16 protein-coding genes are annotated in these 16421 nt (G+C 43.2%); 5 read left to right on the top strand and 11 right to left on the bottom strand.

Going from position 1 to position 16421, the window contains the following annotated elements; genetic code table 11:
- Positions 1–650: 650 nt before the first annotated feature.
- From CSV76_RS13390 to CSV76_RS13375, 4 genes are all read right to left on the bottom strand, one after another.
- The gene (locus CSV76_RS13390; RefSeq protein WP_233204489.1) at positions 651–950 is read right to left on the bottom strand and encodes a single-stranded DNA-binding protein; all 300 of its coding nucleotides are present in this window, start codon (positions 948–950) and stop codon (positions 651–653) included.
- A 405-nt stretch (positions 951–1355) separates the two neighbouring features.
- The gene (locus CSV76_RS13385; protein ID WP_085426369.1) at positions 1356–1715 is read right to left on the bottom strand and encodes a LapA family protein; all 360 of its coding nucleotides are present in this window, start codon (positions 1713–1715) and stop codon (positions 1356–1358) included.
- A 72-nt stretch (positions 1716–1787) separates the two neighbouring features.
- Positions 1788–4055, bottom strand: a complete 2268-nt coding sequence (gene secDF / locus CSV76_RS13380) for a protein translocase subunit SecDF (protein ID WP_099625898.1) — start codon at positions 4053–4055, stop codon at positions 1788–1790.
- Positions 4056–4186: 131 nt separating this feature from the next.
- Entirely contained in the window at positions 4187–4498 is a 312-nt protein-coding gene (locus tag CSV76_RS13375) for a post-transcriptional regulator (protein WP_085426371.1), read from the bottom strand.
- Positions 4499–4630: 132 nt separating this feature from the next.
- Between CSV76_RS13375 and CSV76_RS13370 the strand changes: the two genes are divergently transcribed.
- A complete protein-coding gene (locus CSV76_RS13370) occupies positions 4631–6148 on the top strand; it encodes a putative polysaccharide biosynthesis protein (protein WP_085426372.1) in 1518 nt (505 codons plus the stop codon).
- On the opposite strand, the gene CSV76_RS13365 is transcribed toward CSV76_RS13370, so the two are convergent.
- From CSV76_RS13365 to CSV76_RS13335, 7 genes are all read right to left on the bottom strand, one after another.
- The gene (locus tag CSV76_RS13365; RefSeq protein WP_085426373.1) at positions 6145–6780 is read right to left on the bottom strand and encodes a DUF421 domain-containing protein; all 636 of its coding nucleotides are present in this window, start codon (positions 6778–6780) and stop codon (positions 6145–6147) included. The two genes, CSV76_RS13370 and CSV76_RS13365, sit on opposite strands and share 4 nt — an antisense overlap.
- A gap of 108 nt (positions 6781–6888) precedes the next feature.
- Positions 6889–7155: a preprotein translocase subunit YajC gene (gene yajC, locus CSV76_RS13360; RefSeq protein WP_369823338.1), complete on the bottom strand. Its 267-nt coding sequence runs from the start codon at positions 7153–7155 to the stop codon at positions 6889–6891.
- Positions 7156–7202: 47 nt separating this feature from the next.
- Positions 7203–8342, bottom strand: a complete 1140-nt coding sequence (gene tgt / locus CSV76_RS13355) for a tRNA guanosine(34) transglycosylase Tgt (protein WP_099625897.1) — start codon at positions 8340–8342, stop codon at positions 7203–7205.
- On the bottom strand, positions 8343–9395 hold the full coding sequence (queA, locus tag CSV76_RS13350) for a tRNA preQ1(34) S-adenosylmethionine ribosyltransferase-isomerase QueA (protein ID WP_099625896.1): 1053 nt from the start codon (positions 9393–9395) through the stop codon (positions 8343–8345).
- A gap of 18 nt (positions 9396–9413) precedes the next feature.
- Complete coding sequence (ruvB, locus tag CSV76_RS13345; protein ID WP_099625895.1) at positions 9414–10412, bottom strand: Holliday junction branch migration DNA helicase RuvB; 999 nt, start codon at positions 10410–10412, stop codon at positions 9414–9416.
- A gap of 19 nt (positions 10413–10431) precedes the next feature.
- Positions 10432–11037, bottom strand: coding sequence for a Holliday junction branch migration protein RuvA (gene ruvA / locus CSV76_RS13340; RefSeq protein WP_099625894.1), 606 nt, complete (start codon positions 11035–11037; stop codon positions 10432–10434).
- Positions 11038–11800: 763 nt separating this feature from the next.
- Positions 11801–12367: an NADPH-dependent FMN reductase gene (locus CSV76_RS13335; RefSeq protein ID WP_085426378.1), complete on the bottom strand. Its 567-nt coding sequence runs from the start codon at positions 12365–12367 to the stop codon at positions 11801–11803.
- A 154-nt stretch (positions 12368–12521) separates the two neighbouring features.
- On the opposite strand from CSV76_RS13335, the gene CSV76_RS13330 reads away from it, so the two are divergent.
- From CSV76_RS13330 to CSV76_RS13315, 4 genes are all read left to right on the top strand, one after another.
- On the top strand, positions 12522–13145 hold the full coding sequence (locus CSV76_RS13330) for a hypothetical protein (RefSeq protein WP_099625893.1): 624 nt from the start codon (positions 12522–12524) through the stop codon (positions 13143–13145).
- 417 nt (positions 13146–13562) lie between these two features.
- Complete coding sequence (gene tatA, locus CSV76_RS13325; protein WP_099625892.1) at positions 13563–13766, top strand: twin-arginine translocase TatA/TatE family subunit; 204 nt, start codon at positions 13563–13565, stop codon at positions 13764–13766.
- 33 nt (positions 13767–13799) lie between these two features.
- On the top strand, positions 13800–14639 hold the full coding sequence (locus tag CSV76_RS13320) for a gluconate 2-dehydrogenase subunit 3 family protein (protein WP_085426382.1): 840 nt from the start codon (positions 13800–13802) through the stop codon (positions 14637–14639).
- 17 nt (positions 14640–14656) lie between these two features.
- The gene (locus CSV76_RS13315) at positions 14657–16405 is read left to right on the top strand and encodes a GMC family oxidoreductase (RefSeq protein WP_099625891.1); all 1749 of its coding nucleotides are present in this window, start codon (positions 14657–14659) and stop codon (positions 16403–16405) included.
- Positions 16406–16421 lie beyond the last annotated feature (16 nt).

The raw sequence follows: 16421 nt of genomic DNA, 5'->3' as shown, positions 1-16421 counted from the left end.
TATAAGTCTTTGAAATTTCCGACTAGAGCCTATTCCTCCACCACTTATTATCATGGTTTCAAAGGTACTATGGCTCCACTCTCACGAATGGTAAATCAGTTTTAATAGGTCGCCCCTTTATATACCGAACTGCTTCGTAGGTAGGTTAATACCTCCACATCCTTCGCTTTCCACGTTCCAATTTCTTTATCCTTACATATATCCTTAGGTTTCTCCTATGGTCCTGTATGCTTGAACTTGCCTATAACAAGTTATGGGGTTTCATAACGCCAGATTTTTACTCGCCCACACATACGATGGCACTGCCACCTGTCACATTTCTGTGACAACTACGTCTAGACCCGTACATTCAGAGATTCGTCAGTGCTTCTGCAGCACATTCTAACCATAGATACTTTATGGACTCCCGGCATATAGGATACACCGTCCACCTCTGGACAGCTTTCGTGTCAGGTACTCGCTATGCTTTCCCTAACTTACGGTATCTCTCTGCCGACTTCACCGAGCTTCACACCTTTTGATTTAACCATTTAGAAGGCATGTCGGAGTATCAGAGTAGGCGTTTCAAGGCGTTACCCAATCATTCCACCTATCAAGAAATCAGTTCTCCTAGGGATTTTATTCGACTCCCTAGTGTCTAACCTTTTCAGTTAGAAACGTGTCGCACCCGCGTCATAATCTCCAAATATTGTAATTTTTTTCTGTGTGTCGATGGCTTGTTTAATACGGTCAACAGCTTTTTGCATGTCATGGAATAAAAACGGGTCGTGTAGGTTGGTTTCGTCCATGTACAAGTACGCGTTTGCTTGTTCGCTTGTCGTGATGCCGCGCGAGACAAGTATTTTGGTCAGCATCGTGGATAGCTTCAAGTCTTTCGCGAGCTGGTTGACAAGTTCTTCATCAGGCCGATCGATTTTCCATCTTTTTTTGGATTGTATCAATGCGTTCACTTCCTCTGTTCTTATTATAGCTAATGTAGGTGGAGACTGAAAGGAAACGATATGAGGAGATTGGGAATCGGATGGCTCCGATGATCAGCGTTCCAGGCACAGGCTGATTCCAACGAAGGTGCTGCCAGTGGTAGGCGTAGCGAGGAGACTAAGTCAGGCGCCCTCGCTGTCTCAATCTCCTCACGAAAGCCTTCCACCAGCACCGAAGTGGGGTCAATGACCGCCCCACTCAAATCGTCAGCAGAACCACTACCACCATTCAATCCCCAATCGAAAAATCACTTGCAAGAACAACTACCAATGTCGCTTATTACGCAACCATCAAAAAACTCAACTCTACCCTCACTCACCTATCAAAAAAACCACAACAAGTCGCAAAGCACGACCTGTTGTGGCAACACGAACTCAATATAACTCTTTCGGTGGAATAATCTCCGCCTGAACCAACGGCGGCTCCATCAACGTATCGATACGCTCCTCCATCTCCTGCATCTGCCTACGCTGCGCAGTCAACTCTTCCTCCTTCAAATGCAACTGCTTCTCTAACTCCTTCACACGGCGACTATTTCGGTATGACTTATAAATAGCAAAGAACCCACTAATAATCGCACCTAGCAAAGCCGAACCTAAAATAATTAACACAAGTGGGATCATCTCTGTACCAAAGAAATAATTCACCGGTACAGACTCCACATTAAACACCGCAAACACTGCGATCAACACAGCAAATAACAAACCGAATAACACTGTCCACTGAAATTTCATAGGCTTCATTCCTCCATTCAAAAAAGCAGGATATACCGAAGTATACCCTGCTTTTTATATAGTTCAAACGTATTACACAACAGGTTCGTCTGAGCCCCATTGCTTTTTCTCTTTTTCTACTTTCATTCCGCCACTCTTCGCAATCTGCTTTCTCTTTAGATCGAACCAAAGTTGAGCAGAGATGAAGATGGAAGAATACGTACCTGCAATCAAACCGATCAATAATGCGATCGAGAACGGTCGGATCGATTCTGCACCAAGTGCCATCAATGCCACGACGACGAAAATAACTGTCAGAACCGTGTTCACCGAACGTCCAAGTGTTTGTCGCAATGATTTATTGACGATGGATGCCAACTCGTCGTCGTTATTAATATGCTTCGAGCGCTGCAAGTTCTCACGTATTCTGTCGAAGGTGACGATGGTATCGTTGATAGAGTAACCGATAATCGTCAGAACCGCCGCGATGAATGTAATGTCTACTTCCAATCGTAAAATACTGAAGATCGCAATCATGAAGAACGCATCATGCAGTAAACCGATAATGGCCGCAAGACCCATACGCCATTCGAAACGGAACGCCACGTAGATGATGATACCGAGTGCTGCAATGGCTAATGCATAAATCGCATTGCGCACAAGCTCTTTACCTACTGTATCCGAAACCGTCGAAACATTTGGCTCTGCGCCATAAAGTGCAGACATTTCTTTTTTAATTTTATTGACTTCTTCTTGTGAGAAGTCTTCTTTGTATCGAGCCACCGCAATATTTTTCTCATCGCCTGAAATGACGACGTCTGACGTTGGGTGACCGATATCCTCAAGCTGTTTCGTTACTTTTGCTTCATCCAGCTGCTGTTCAGCCAGTACTTCAATACGTGTACCACCGGAGAAGTCGATTCCGAGATTGAGCTTGAAGACCCCGAGCATGATCGCTCCGACTAACAACAAGACAATGGACAATGTATAGAAACGTTTTCTTGAATGAACGAAATCAAAACGATCGAATTTCGTAGTCAAATCAAGTGTTTCATAGCCTTCATCCGCTGAGTGAACTTGTTTCTTGTTCAGTCCAAACCAACTGACTTTATTGTCGAGGTATCCACTGTGAACGAGTAGACCAAGCAATAGACGTGATCCCCAAACTGCTGTTAAGAAACTGACCATAATACTGATAATCAACATTGTCGCGAAACCTTTAACAGAGCTTGTACCATAAATGAACAATACTACTGCCGCAAGGAGTGTCGTGACGTTCGCATCAAGAATTGCGGTGAACGAAGACTTCGCTCCGGCCGTAAAGGACGTTTTAACCGATTTTCCGACACGTAATTCTTCTTTGATCCGCTCATAGGTGATGATATTGGCATCGACTGCCATCCCGACCCCGAGCATTAATGCCGCGATACCTGGTAGTGTCAATACACCATTGATTAATGTAAACACTAGCAAAATCAAAAAGATATAAACAGAGAGTGTGACAACTGCGATAAGCCCTGGCAAACGGTAATAGAGTGCCATAAAGATAAAGATCAAGCTGACACCGACAATTCCAGCAAATATCGTTTTATCAAGTGCTTGCTCACCAAATTGTGCACCGACAGAAGTCGAGTAAATTTCCTCTAAATCAACAGGTAATGCACCGGCGTTTAGAATACCCGCCAAGTTCTTTGTCTCTTCAATAGAGAAGTTACCTGAGATCTCGACATTTGAAGAGTTGATCGTTTTAGACACATAAGGAGCCGAGATAAAAGCAGGTTCTGGTTTCATGGCTTCTTCTTTAAAGGAGCTTTCGCCTTCAATGAAGTCTAACCAGATGACCAACATATTGTCTGGCTTCATTTGTACAATTTGAGATGTAACTTCTCCAAACTTATTTGGATCTTTCATTTCCAATGTGACAACAGGATTGTTGTTCTCATCGAAATTGGCTTTTGCTTTACCTTCTTTCAAATCATTTCCATCTAGCATCAATTCATCATTCGCATTACGGAACGACAGATTAGCTTGAGTGGATAATAATTTGCGGGCAGATTCCTGATCTTCTACCCCAGCAAGCTGAACGCGGATCCGGTTGTTCGATTCGATTTGAATACTTGGCTCACTTACACCGAGTACGTCAATACGATTCGTCAAAGCGCGGGCCGTATCGGCAACCGTCGACTCCGTGATCTTCTGTCCGTCTTTCAATGGCTTCACTTGGTACAGAACCTCGAAACCACCTTGCAAGTCTAGACCTAGCTTGACATCTTTTAAAATCGGACTCGTCGTGGAAAATACCGTTGATGCCAAAATAACGATAAGCAGCAAAAACGCGACGATCCTTCCTCTGTTTTTCATATTTCCTTTTCCCCCTCATATACTAGAGCGGCATAGCACCTGTTATGTACTTTCGATCTCTCATTGTACAACATACCAATTATGAAACAGTCGGTTGTCTGTGTCAAATACTTCATGACTAGAATCGCAAATCAATCAGTTTTTTTGGGCGAAAATAACACAGACCATTCCTCTTCGCTCAATTCCAAGACGTCTTCGCTATTGCGTTGAGCCTCTGTTTGTGTATGGGTCATGAACTGTGCCGCGGTAATTGCCAGGACATCTGAAATCATTTCATGGGAACGCATAGTGGAAATATCTTTTTTCCGCCACTTCTTCGCTACCAAATATCCTAATAAATCTTCTTCCGTAATCTCCGAGTAGCCGTAAAACATCAATTCTTTTTTTTTACTTTCTAGTGCAGGGAGCAACTGTCTGTATAAGTCTGTCAGCTGTTGATCCAATGCCGCTTCCCCCCCTCGCTTTTTGTTCCGGAATAAACTTGATTATATCACATACACTTAACTATATTTGGGTTTTGCCCAAGCATTATGTAAGTAATTGAACGAGCGGCAAAACAGAAGGAGTGGTGCAGGGTGTCGTCATTCATACGTGGGACAATCTTTTTGATGGCGGCCGTGTTTTTATCGAAATTACTCGGCTTTGTCTATCGAATTCAATTTATGCGAGTAGCAGGAGAAGAAACGGTTGGAATCTATATGACCGCATACCCGGCATTCATCTTTTTCCTCTCCTTAGTACAGCTTGGCGTACCAATTGCAATAGCTAAGGTGATAGCGGAACTAAAAGCGCAAGGCAGCACTGTACAATTACGACAAGTTATGAGAACTGCCACATTTATTACGATCTTATCTGGCGCAGTCTTCATTCCAGCATGTATTCTGTTTATCCCTTTTCTAGCCGAAACTTTACTCGGTAATAGCGCAACTTCCACTGCATTATACGTAGCCCTCGCCATCGTACCTATCGCTTCAATTGGTGGATTAATCAGAGGATATTTTCAAGGGGTTTCACGAATTGAGGAAACCGCATGGGCACAAGTCATCGAGCAAATCTTCCGTATTTTATTGATCACGTGGATGCTTCCGTACATTTTAGCTCCTGATGATCCGATGATGAACGCGGCATATGCGATGGCTGTGACACTCGTAGCTGAAGTCGTGTCGGTACTGTATCTTTTGTACAAATACCGCCAGCAACAAAAGAAGGAGCCAAAACCACAAAAAAAAGAACCGCGCTATCCGATGGAGCCCATTCTAGAGGTGGCACTTCCTTCGTCAGGCAGTCGTCTATTTGGAACTTTCACATGGTTTCTCGAGCCTATTATCTTTTTACGCGCACTCTCCATGGCAGGCGTCGGAACGGTAGCTGCCACTTCATTGTACGGAGTCATTTCAGGGGTACTTATTCCGTTATTATTGTTTCCGGCATTCATTCCGTATGCATTATCCGTCGTGCTTGTACCGGCCGTCAGCGGTGCAGCTGCTTCGAGTAACGTCAAAAAGTTGCAAGAAAGAATTCACTTGGCATTACGTTTATCCGCTTTGACAGGTGCATTTGCGGCTACTGTATTTTATATTCACGGCCAAGAACTCGCCGAGAAGCTATTTCATATTGTAGATGGCGGCAGCTATATGACGATGCTCGCGCCAATTTTTTTCTTTTATTATATTCAAAGTCCACTTTATTCAATTTTGCAGGCCACCGGTGACGCAAAAGCCGGCATGATGAACTCCGTCTATGGCGGGATCGCGAAGCTTGCGGTCATGTTCATTTTAGCATCGCAACCTGGTCTTCAAGAAACAGGTGCTGTACTAGCGATCGGATTCGGCGTACTCATCACGTCTTTCCTACATATCGCGACACTGCGTAAAAACAAATCGACCGCCACAGGATTCTCGATGTTCGCAATGACCTATATTGTATTTTTATTGACCGTCGTCATCCGTCCGATTTTCATTCCGATCGGTTCGCAACATTTATTTGTTGAATGCGCCATTACGTCAGGTGTGCTGTTCGCTTTATTATTACTGACTAGACAAATCAAAGCGCAGGACTTTATCATGCTACGAAATTTAGTTAAACGTTATTAATCATGTTTGAGTTGTACTCTTATTTCACCTTGTTCATACGAGCAATAGAAAATCTTGCTTAAATCAGTGATGTTTTTAGCATGTAACTCTTGTAGCAACCAGTCTTCTGTCTTGCCAATCAATTCCAAATGCTCTGGCTGAATATCACCGTCAAGCACCAGTCCCACAATCGGCAAATCACCGTCTTTTGTGAATACGGATAAATTTCCGGAAGGTTCGAGATAAGCGAACGTTACATTATGAATCGAGCCTACTTGATTTTCACGTAATTGTTGAAATAAATCGTCGAGATTATATCGCTGTTTACGCATTTCATCTTGCTGGATCTCTCCATGCCTAATAATTAGCGTAGGATCCCCGTCGACCAAATCACGGAACTTCTTGCTTTTCAATGAAATCATCGACGATATATATTGAATAACGAGTAACAAAAGGATGGGAAGAATCCCTTCAAAAATCGGTTTATCAGGTGATTCCACTATCATAGCTGCAACTTCCGCCATGATGATGAAGACCACAATATCCATGACACCTAATTCGCCCACTTCCCGTTTTCCCATAATACGTAATATCACCAGAAGAAACACATATAAAAAGACCGTACGTAAGCCGATGATCCATAAATCATGCACTGCACATCTGCCTCCTTCACACATAGTGTGTCGGCAGATCTTTTTTCTATACACCCGCATACAAAAAAGCGGCAATCTATGGACATACCAGTAGATAACCGCTTTTTATTATGACGCTGTTACAACTCTACCTACCGCTTGCTTGTCAAAACGCAAAACTGTAGTGTCCGATACACGTAAGAAAATAGATGTTTCATCAACTGCATCCACAGTTCCGTGAATACCACCGATTGTTACTACTTCGTCTCCACGCTTCAAACTAGTTTGCATCTCTTTCGCTGCCTTCTGTCTCTTCTGAGCAGGACGAATGAGTAAAAACCACATAATAGCCACCATGATGACTAGTGTGAAAATACCACCGTATTGTTCCATCATTTTTAATTTTCCCCCTTCCTAAAGCATCAAATTTTATTATACAAGATTTAAAAGTTTTTTGCATTCGGTTTGTTAAAACCGTACTGCTCAAAAAACTCTTCACGGAAGTCACCGAGACGATCTTCACGTATAGCCTGACGTACTTGCTCCATCAAATTCAGCAAAAAGTGCAGGTTATGATAGGACGTCAAACGAATGCCAAATGTTTCACCCGCACGAATTAAATGACGAATGTACGCACGACTATAGTTTTTACACGCATAACAATCACAATTCGGATCAAGCGGCCCAAAATCGCGTTCGTACTTCGCATTTTTAACAACCAAACGACCTTCACTCGTCATCAACGTACCGTTTCTCGCAATACGCGTTGGCAAAACACAGTCGAACATATCAATTCCACGGATTGCACCGTCGATCAATGAGTCTGGAGATCCAACGCCCATCAAATAACGTGGTTTGTCTTGTGGAAGTAATGGTGTCGTATAGTCCAGCACTTTATTCATAATATCTTTCGGTTCCCCGACGGACAATCCACCGATTGCGTAGCCTGGGAAATCCATCGATACTAGATCATGCGCACTTTGTTTACGAAGATCTTCAAACTCTCCACCTTGTACAATACCAAATAATCCTTGATCATTCGGACGACCATGTGCTTCAAGGCAACGCTCTGCCCAGCGAGACGTACGCTCGACACTAGCTTTCATATACTCATGTGTTGCAGGGAATGGAGGACATTCGTCAAATGCCATCATAATATCGGCACCTAAATCGTTTTGGATCTCCATCGCTTTTTCCGGGCTCAAGAACAACTTATCTCCATTAATATGATTACGGAAATGAACGCCTTCTTCTTTAATATCACGGAATTTACTTAAAGAAAACACTTGGAAGCCACCGGAATCCGTCAATATCGGACGGTCCCAGTTCATGAACTTATGTAATCCACCTGCTTCTTTGACGATTTCATTTCCTGGACGTAACCATAAATGATACGTGTTACTTAAAATAATGCCTGCACCCATTGCCTTCAATTCTTCCGGAGACATCGTTTTTACTGTAGCTTGTGTTCCAACCGGCATGAAAGCAGGTGTTTCAAATGAACCGTGTGGCGTGTGGACAATCCCAAGTCGCGCACCCGTTTGTTTACATGTTTTAATATGTTCATACGTAATAGCTGCCAATTAATCTCGTTCCTTTCTTGTAGCAGGGCGGATCAACATCGCGTCCCCAAAACTGAAAAAGCGATACTGCTCTTTCACTGCTTCTTCATATGCACTCATGACGTGATCGCGTCCAGCAAATGCTGACAATAGCATCAACAACGTCGATTTCGGCAAGTGGAAATTCGTCACGAGCCCGTCAATTGCTTTAAACTCATAGCCAGGATAAATAAATATCGAAGTCCAGCCACTCGCTGCGACCACTTCTCCGTTATTCTCTGAAGCAATCGTTTCAAGCGTCCGTGTAGACGTCGTACCGACCGCTACTACATTGCCGCCATTGGCTTTTGTTTCGCGAACAAGTGCCGCTGTTTCTTCTGTCATCACATAATATTCCGCATGCATCGTGTGATCTTCAATTGTATCTACACTAACAGGACGGAATGTACCAAGTCCAACGTGCAACGTAATGAAAGCGATCTGCACGCCTTTTTCCCGTAAAGCATCCAAGATTTCATCCGTGAAATGCAAACCAGCTGTAGGCGCTGCCGCAGATCCACGCTCTTTTGCGAAAACGGTTTGATAGCGCGTCTGATCTTCCAACGTCTCGGTAATATATGGAGGCAACGGCATCTGTCCGAGCTGATCGAGCAACTCATAGAAAATACCGTCATAACTAAATTTGAATTCGCGACCCCCTTGTTCACCAAGCGCGGTACATTCAGCTTGCAACAAGCCGTCACCGAACGTCACGATCGTTCCTACTTTTATTCGTTTTGAAGGCTTGACCAACGTTTCCCAGCGGTCGTCCCCTGTTTCTTTTAATAATAATACTTCAATCGTCGCACCGGTTTCTTCTTTCGTACCGATTAAACGCGCCGGCAATACTTTCGTATCGTTCAACACGAGTAAGTCCCCCGCTTCTAGTTCGTCCACTAGATCACGGAAATGCTTATGCGTGACGATACCGTTATCACGTCCCATAACGAGTAAACGGCTCGCTGTGCGATCCAAAAGTGGTGTTTGTGCAATTAAATGCTCGGGTAAATCAAAATCAAAGTCTTCTACTTCCATCATGCTAACTCCTATCTGTCACTCAGGAAGCGGATAACCGAAATGCTCGTAAGCCTTATCTGTCGCCATCCGACCTCTTGATGTACGTTGAATAAATCCCATTTGTAATAAATACGGCTCATAGACATCTTCAATCGTCACCGATTCTTCGCCAATACTTGCAGCGAGCGTATCAATGCCGACTGGACCGCCACGGAACCGTTCGATCATGCTGTGGAGCAACTGATGGTCGATTTGGTCGAGTCCATGATGATCCACTTGTAGCATATCGAGTGCTTCTTGTGCAATCGAAAGTGTAATGATCCCGTTTCCGCGCACTTGTGCATAATCGCGAACTCTACGCAATAGACGATTTGCAATACGTGGCGTTCCACGCGAGCGTTTCGCCAGTTCTACAGCCGCTAACGGATCAATGTCCACTTCAAATAAATTCGCGCTTCGAATGACTATCTCCGTCAACGATTCCACTTCATAATACTCTAGTCTAAGCGGTACACCGAAACGGTCACGGAGCGGTGCAGACAATGCCCCTGCACGGGTCGTCGCACCAATCAATGTAAACGGAGGCAAATCCAGTCTTACAGAACGTGCAGTCGGACCTTTTCCTACCATAATATCGAGACAAAAATCTTCCATCGCGGGATACAGCACTTCTTCAATCGCGCGGTTTAGCCGGTGGATTTCATCGATGAATAAGACGTCACCTGGCTCCAACGAAGACACTACTGCCGCCAAGTCACCCGGACGTTCAATAGCCGGACCGCTCGTCATGCGGACATTAACACCCATTTCATTGCCTATTACCGTCGCGAGCGTCGTTTTTCCAAGCCCAGGAGGACCATACAGCAAGACATGATCCAAACTTTCTTCCCGCTTCTTTGCCGCCTCGATAAAGATCGATAAATTATCTTTCGCCTGTTGCTGACCAATATATTGTTGTAATAATTGCGGGCGTAATGACTGTTCAAAACTATCATCAAAATCCGTCGCTTCATTCGTCAGTATGCGTTCATCCATTAGAACCACCTCCATCGTATTAGCCTTGTTTCAATAATAGCTTTAACGCCAGTCGCATATAGCCTTCTGTATCTAGTTCTTCTTTCTCGAGCTTCGGCTTCACTTTCTTTAGTTCGCGATCCGAATAACCAAGCGCAGTCAACGCAAGCAATGCTTCGTCGAGCTCATCACTTTCAGCAAGCGTAAGCAATGTGTCTTCCGAATCCGGCAAATCAATTTCCGTAAATAGATCATGAAGTTTGCCTTTTAAGTCCAAAATCATTTGACGCGCTGTTTTCTTGCCGACACCTGGAAACTGTACCAGGAACCCTTCATCTTCGCGCTCGATTGCACTTACTACTTGAGAAGGCAAGCCGTTCGCAAGAATTGCGAGCGCGCCTTTAGGACCGATTCCCGAAACGGTAATCAGTTTGCGGAACAGTTCACGCTGTTCAAGTGTCTTAAATCCGATCAATAATTGCGTGTCTTCACGCACATGCAAATACGTGAACACTTGCTGAACCTCATCTGTTATATGGAACGCAAATGGATTCGGCGTCATCACTTGCCAGCCGATCCCCGATTGCTCCAGCACAACATATTCCGGTGTCACGCGTGTCACATAGCCTTTTATGTAATCGTACAAAGTATTCTCCCCCTAAAGTATACCTGTTATTATAGCATACGAACGGGTTTTCTACTTGTACGACCTTCGGAAATTTGCATAAATAAAATAGGTGTGTATTTTAAGTAATTTAAGTTCAAAAGCGAATACTTTGGAGTGGTGAGAGAATTTTTGAGTGTGATTGGATGGAAGCTCCAGCTGGCGGACGCTTTCCCATGGGCCCGCGGTGAGCCAACCAGTTCGCTGCGCTCTCTTTTGGTTGTCTCACCTGATCGGGCTGATCCTGCGGGAAGAGCCGTAACGAAGAACGGCTTTTGCGAGTAAAAGCGAAGCGTTAGGAGCACATCTTTGCACTTCGCCGCCAGCTTCCGCTTCCATCCTACATTGATAGTACGGATACTTAGATCACTCACTGTAGGAAGTGTATGAATTATTGTTTTACCCTTACTTATTTAGATTCAAGTACTGAAGTTCAATGCCTGTTACAACATTAATTTCAATGCACAACATAAAGTATCATCCACTTACACTGCAAGAGATTGGAGCGTAGGAGGGGCGACTCTGGGAGGATCAGCGGGACAGGTGAAACACCCTGCGAGCGAAGCGACGGGGTGTGGTTCACCGCCCGCCCTCCAGAAAGCGTCCCCTCCGAAGCACCAATCCCCTTCCCCAACACCTCTGCCAGCCTTTTGTTTTCTTATCGCATACTATTTCGCATCAAAAAAGAGCTGTCACCAGTCGTCATTTAACATCATGACGACTTGGACAGCTCCGTTCATTCTAATTATGCGTGAGCCATTGCTTGTTGTTTCTTATGGAAAGCGATGAAATTCTGTACAACCGTATCAAGGAATGCGATTGTTGCTTCATCTGTAATATTTCCTTCTTCGTCCATTTTCGTGTGAACCGCACCAATATACACTTCATTACCTGGCAATAGGTTAGGTGCTAATGCTGGGTTCGATAGAATTTCGCGTAAGTGGATCTGCGCTCTTACTGAACCGAAAACTCCCATCGATGACCCTACGATAAAGCCCGTTTTACCATGTAACGTAAAGTCGCCTCCACGTGACAACCAATCCAATGCATTTTTCATTGCGCCAGGAATAGAGAAGTTATATTCTGGTGTTGCGAACATCACTGCGTCTGAATCTTTCACGTCATCTTTGAATGTTTGAACTGCTACAGTTGGTTCGCTTTCAATATCAATTGAGAACATTTCTAAATCGTTGATGAGAACCGGAGTAATTTCCAATTCTTCTTTATAGCGTTTAGCCATGAATTTCACTAACTTTAAATTGTATGAAGTGGAACTTGTACTACCGATTACTGCTTTTACTTTGATTGTCATAATATAAATCTCCCTTATGTTTTAATATCTGCAGGACTTATCATATCGCATGCTCGTTTTGATTTCTAATATTTTGCTTGACATTTGAAACCTTCTTTGCATGTAAACGTATACATATAAAGCAGTTCTACGTCTTTTTAAAGGAGGAAGCTGTATGCGAACAATAATCTATGCGAGTTTTGCGATGTCACTACTACTTGTCGGTTGTAATTCAGCAACAGAAAAACCAACTGATGAAGTGGAGCCGCCAGTAGAAACGCCAGTCGAGGAAACACCAGAAGAAACGACGACGTTGCCTGAACGTGAATCTACGATGGATGTAGTACTATCTGTTGAGGGAGAAGACTCCACTATCACAATGGACCTCGTCGAAGGTAGCGATGCCATGTATTCACTGTATATTGATCCGGAACGCTATACGTTTGAGACCGGTGAAAATGAAGACAAGCTCATGCCGATTGATGAAGTGCCTGAAGGGTATCCTGAGGTGAATATGACATTCCTATACGTCAAAGATCAAACGCCAGAAAGTGTAATGGAAGATATGGAACAGGAATATACTATGCCGCTTGAAGAAAAAACGATTTCTGCGCCAGTCAACGCACTTTCATTACACGGTACTTCTGGAGATAAGTCGGATAGTGAAGTTGTGACGATCTACATGATGGAGCTAGACGATGGCACATTGCTCATTAAGGAGAACTATTTCCTAGAAGCACAAGAAGGCCATGGCGCACGATTTGAACAGATGTTGGAGACGCTAGAAGTACGTAAATAAAAAATATATGTCAAAAAGTTCTTATTCGCCATCGAATAAGAACTTTTTTGTATGTATGCGAATACAGCGCCATTCTTCGTAACGACAGTCAAAAATAGATGGTATATGGAATGTCTCATTACCCAGCAATTCGTATCTTTAGATAGTTTGATCCCAGTTAAAGAGTGCGAACTTTATGAATCATCAACCGAATTCACTACCTTTCTTTGCTTTTTAATATATAATTCGTGAATAATAATTCAGAAAAGTTTTTGTATTTATAAACGACACATTAAAGTTAAAATTTCTTTGCTTTTTTTGAATAAGAACACTATCATGTATGAGGGCCAAGGTCTTCTCGTCAATTTAAAACATAATTAGACAAGATTCGACATCACGCTCTACATATATAAATCTACTGCAAAAGGAGGAATTTATATGAGTTTAGCTTCTATCGGTGTACCAGGACTAATTATTATATTAGTAATTATTTTAATATTATTCGGACCACGAAAGTTGCCGGAGATTGGTTCTGCCGTCGGTAAAACACTTTCAGAGTTTAAAAAGGCAACAAGTGACATTTTGGAAGATGATAACAAAGACAAAAAAACTGATTCAGAGAAGTCCGAGTCCATAAAGTAACTACAATGACAAATGTGAAGGAGGAACTAAACGATGACGAATAACAAAGATTCCAATCAAGATACTCAAGATTTAAGTCGAAGAAAGTTTTTGAAGAGTGGCGGTCTTGTCGCTGGTGGACTTTTAGGTGGCTCCCTCTTTGGTGGTTTACTGACGAGCCAATTCCAAAAAGATTCGAAAAAAGATGTTGCGCCACAAGCTGATAAGCAAGTTACGTTTGATGCACGTACGTTCTTCAGTCGAAATGAAGACTTCGCGTTGCTATCTGCTGCAACTGAAAGAATCTATCCAGAGAATAAAAACGGAATGGGTGCAATTGAACTAGGCGTGCCTTATTTCATTGACCGTCAATGTGCAAGCAACTGGGGAAGAAATGCGAATGACTATATGGTCGGTCCTTTCCCATCGATTACAAAAACAGACGTATATGAAGAAGAAAAACGTCAAACAAACGAAGTCATCACATCGTCCACTGTTGTGAAGTTACCGGCTGGTACGGCTAACTATCAAACGAAAATGACGAGAGGTACGTTTTTCCTTGAAGGGCTTAACGCTATGGAGAAAACGTCACAAGATAAATTTAATGAGCGTTTTATTAATTTAGAACCTGAACAGCAAGATGAAATTTTACAAATGTTTGAAAAAGGTGAAGTGAAATTCAGTGGTGTAGATTCCGCAGACTTCTTTAGCTTGTTACGTCAAACAACTATTGAAGGCGTCTATGCAGATCCTGTTTACGGTGGAAATCGTAATATGGAAGCTTGGAGAATGAAAGAATACCCTGGGCCGATCATGAGCTTTTTAGATAAAATCGAAGAAGAAGAGTTTATTGTAATGGAGCCTTCAAGTTTACGTAATTACCAAGGGCTTTAATTTAGGAGGACGCGGAAATGGCTAAAAAATTAGATAAAGTAGACGTAGTAGTCGTTGGTAGTGGTTGGGCTGGCGGTATTGTTTCAGCTGAACTATCCAAAGCAGGCTATCAAGTCGTCATGTTGGAACGTGGGAAAGATCAAACACGTTCAGATTTTATAGGTGTTAAAGATGAGTTACGTTATACAAATAGACATGAAATGATCGAAAAATTAACAGGCGATACGATTACATCTCGTGTTTCAATAGGCGATGCTGCACTACCTGTACGCTTGCAAAAAGATATGAACACAGGGACGGACCTTGGTGGCGGAAGTATGCACTGGGCAGGTTCCGTATACCGTTGGCGTTCGTATGACTTCGAAATTCGTTCAAAAACTATCGAACGTTATGGAGAAGGCAAAATTCCAGAAGGCATGCAAATTCGTGACTGGGGAATTACGTACGATGAACTAGAGCCATATTATGCTAAATGGGAACAAACGGCTGGGATTTCAGGAGAACCTGATCCACTTGGTGACAAGAGATCAAATGAGTATCCAAACCCACCTATGCTAGCTTCTCCTGCGATTAAGTTGTTTAAAGAATCGGCAAAAGAGATCGGCTTACACCCTTATCAAATGGCTTCAGGAAACATGTCTCAAACATATACGAATCCCGATGGTGAAACGTTGAACCAATGTATGTTCTGTTCGTTCTGTACAATGTACGGCTGTGACTTCGGTTCAAAATCAGATCCTCTAGCAACGGTTATTCCGACTGCTCGCAAAACTGGTAACTGTGAAATCAGAACCAATTCACTCGTCCGTAGAGTTATACATAAAGACGGAAAAGCGACAGGCGTTTTATATACGGATACAAGAACAGGTCAAGAATTCGAACAACCAGCTGACGTTGTCGTTCTTGCGGCATTCACATTCTCAAATAACCGCCTGCTCATGCTATCGGATATCGGTGAAATCTATAACCCGGAGACTAGAAAAGGAACGATTGGCCGTAACTTTACAGGACAATTCAACAGTACATTCCTAGGTGCAACAGGATTCTTTAATGACAAGAAATTCAACTACTACATGGGTGCTGGTGGATTAGGTGGCGCTTTAAGTGACTATGACGCGGACCTATTCGACCACACAGATTTAGACTTCATTCACGGTGGCGGTATCGAACTTCGTCAATACGGAGATGCAGCGATTAAGAATAACTTCGTCCCTAAAGGTACACCAACATGGGGTGAAGAATTTAAAGAGAAATCACTCTTCTATGCTTTCCGTACATTAACGGTTTGGTACTCAGCAGCAGTTATGCCTTGGTGGCACAACTTTATGGACTTGGACCCTACGTATAAAGATGAGTTCGGTGATCCATTATTGCGTATTACAAATAAATTAACAGAACAAGATAAGAACATCGCGAAATTCGGTATTGAAAAATGTACCGAAATCGTAGAAGCAATGGGTGCGGACATTATTGATCAGGACGAAATGCCAGACCAATTTGACCACACTTACGGCGGTATGCACTATATTGGCGGCGTAGCTATGGGTGAAGATCCAGAAACGTCTGCGGTAAACAACTACTTGCAACTGTGGGAAATGGAAAACTTATTCGTCGTTGGCGGATCTGCACTACCACACTTCAGTAGTCACCACCCTACCCCAACAATCGGTGCCCTATCATACCGTGCAGCTGAAGGTATTGAAAAATACTTAAAAGAAAAAGGCGGTCTCTTGACGCAACCAAAATCTTCTGGCGTTAAAGCATAATTAATATTCAATCACC

This window comes from Sporosarcina sp. P17b (assembly GCF_002743115.1).
In the GTDB taxonomy this organism is placed as follows: Bacteria; Bacillota; Bacilli; order Bacillales_A; family Planococcaceae; genus Sporosarcina; species Sporosarcina ureae_C.
This window is presented reverse-complemented; position numbering and strand designations above follow the sequence as displayed.

Excerpts from the sequence above, each read along its gene's own strand:
- CSV76_RS13385 (WP_085426369.1), bottom strand. The coding sequence starts at position 1,715 with ATGAAATTTCAGTGGACAGTGTTATTCGGTTTGTTATTTGCTGTGTTG.
- secDF (WP_099625898.1), bottom strand. The coding sequence starts at position 4,055 with ATGAAAAACAGAGGAAGGATCGTCGCGTTTTTGCTGCTTATCGTTATT.
- yajC (WP_369823338.1), bottom strand. The coding sequence starts at position 7,155 with ATGATGGAACAATACGGTGGTATTTTCACACTAGTCATCATGGTGGCT.
- queA (WP_099625896.1), bottom strand. The coding sequence starts at position 9,395 with ATGGAAGTAGAAGACTTTGATTTTGATTTACCCGAGCATTTAATTGCA.
- ruvB (WP_099625895.1), bottom strand. The coding sequence starts at position 10,412 with ATGGATGAACGCATACTGACGAATGAAGCGACGGATTTTGATGATAGT.
- CSV76_RS13335 (WP_085426378.1), bottom strand. The coding sequence starts at position 12,367 with ATGACAATCAAAGTAAAAGCAGTAATCGGTAGTACAAGTTCCACTTCA.
- CSV76_RS13330 (WP_099625893.1), top strand. The coding sequence starts at position 12,522 with ATGCGAACAATAATCTATGCGAGTTTTGCGATGTCACTACTACTTGTC.
- tatA (WP_099625892.1), top strand. The coding sequence starts at position 13,563 with ATGAGTTTAGCTTCTATCGGTGTACCAGGACTAATTATTATATTAGTA.
- CSV76_RS13320 (WP_085426382.1), top strand. The coding sequence starts at position 13,800 with ATGACGAATAACAAAGATTCCAATCAAGATACTCAAGATTTAAGTCGA.
- CSV76_RS13315 (WP_099625891.1), top strand. The coding sequence starts at position 14,657 with ATGGCTAAAAAATTAGATAAAGTAGACGTAGTAGTCGTTGGTAGTGGT.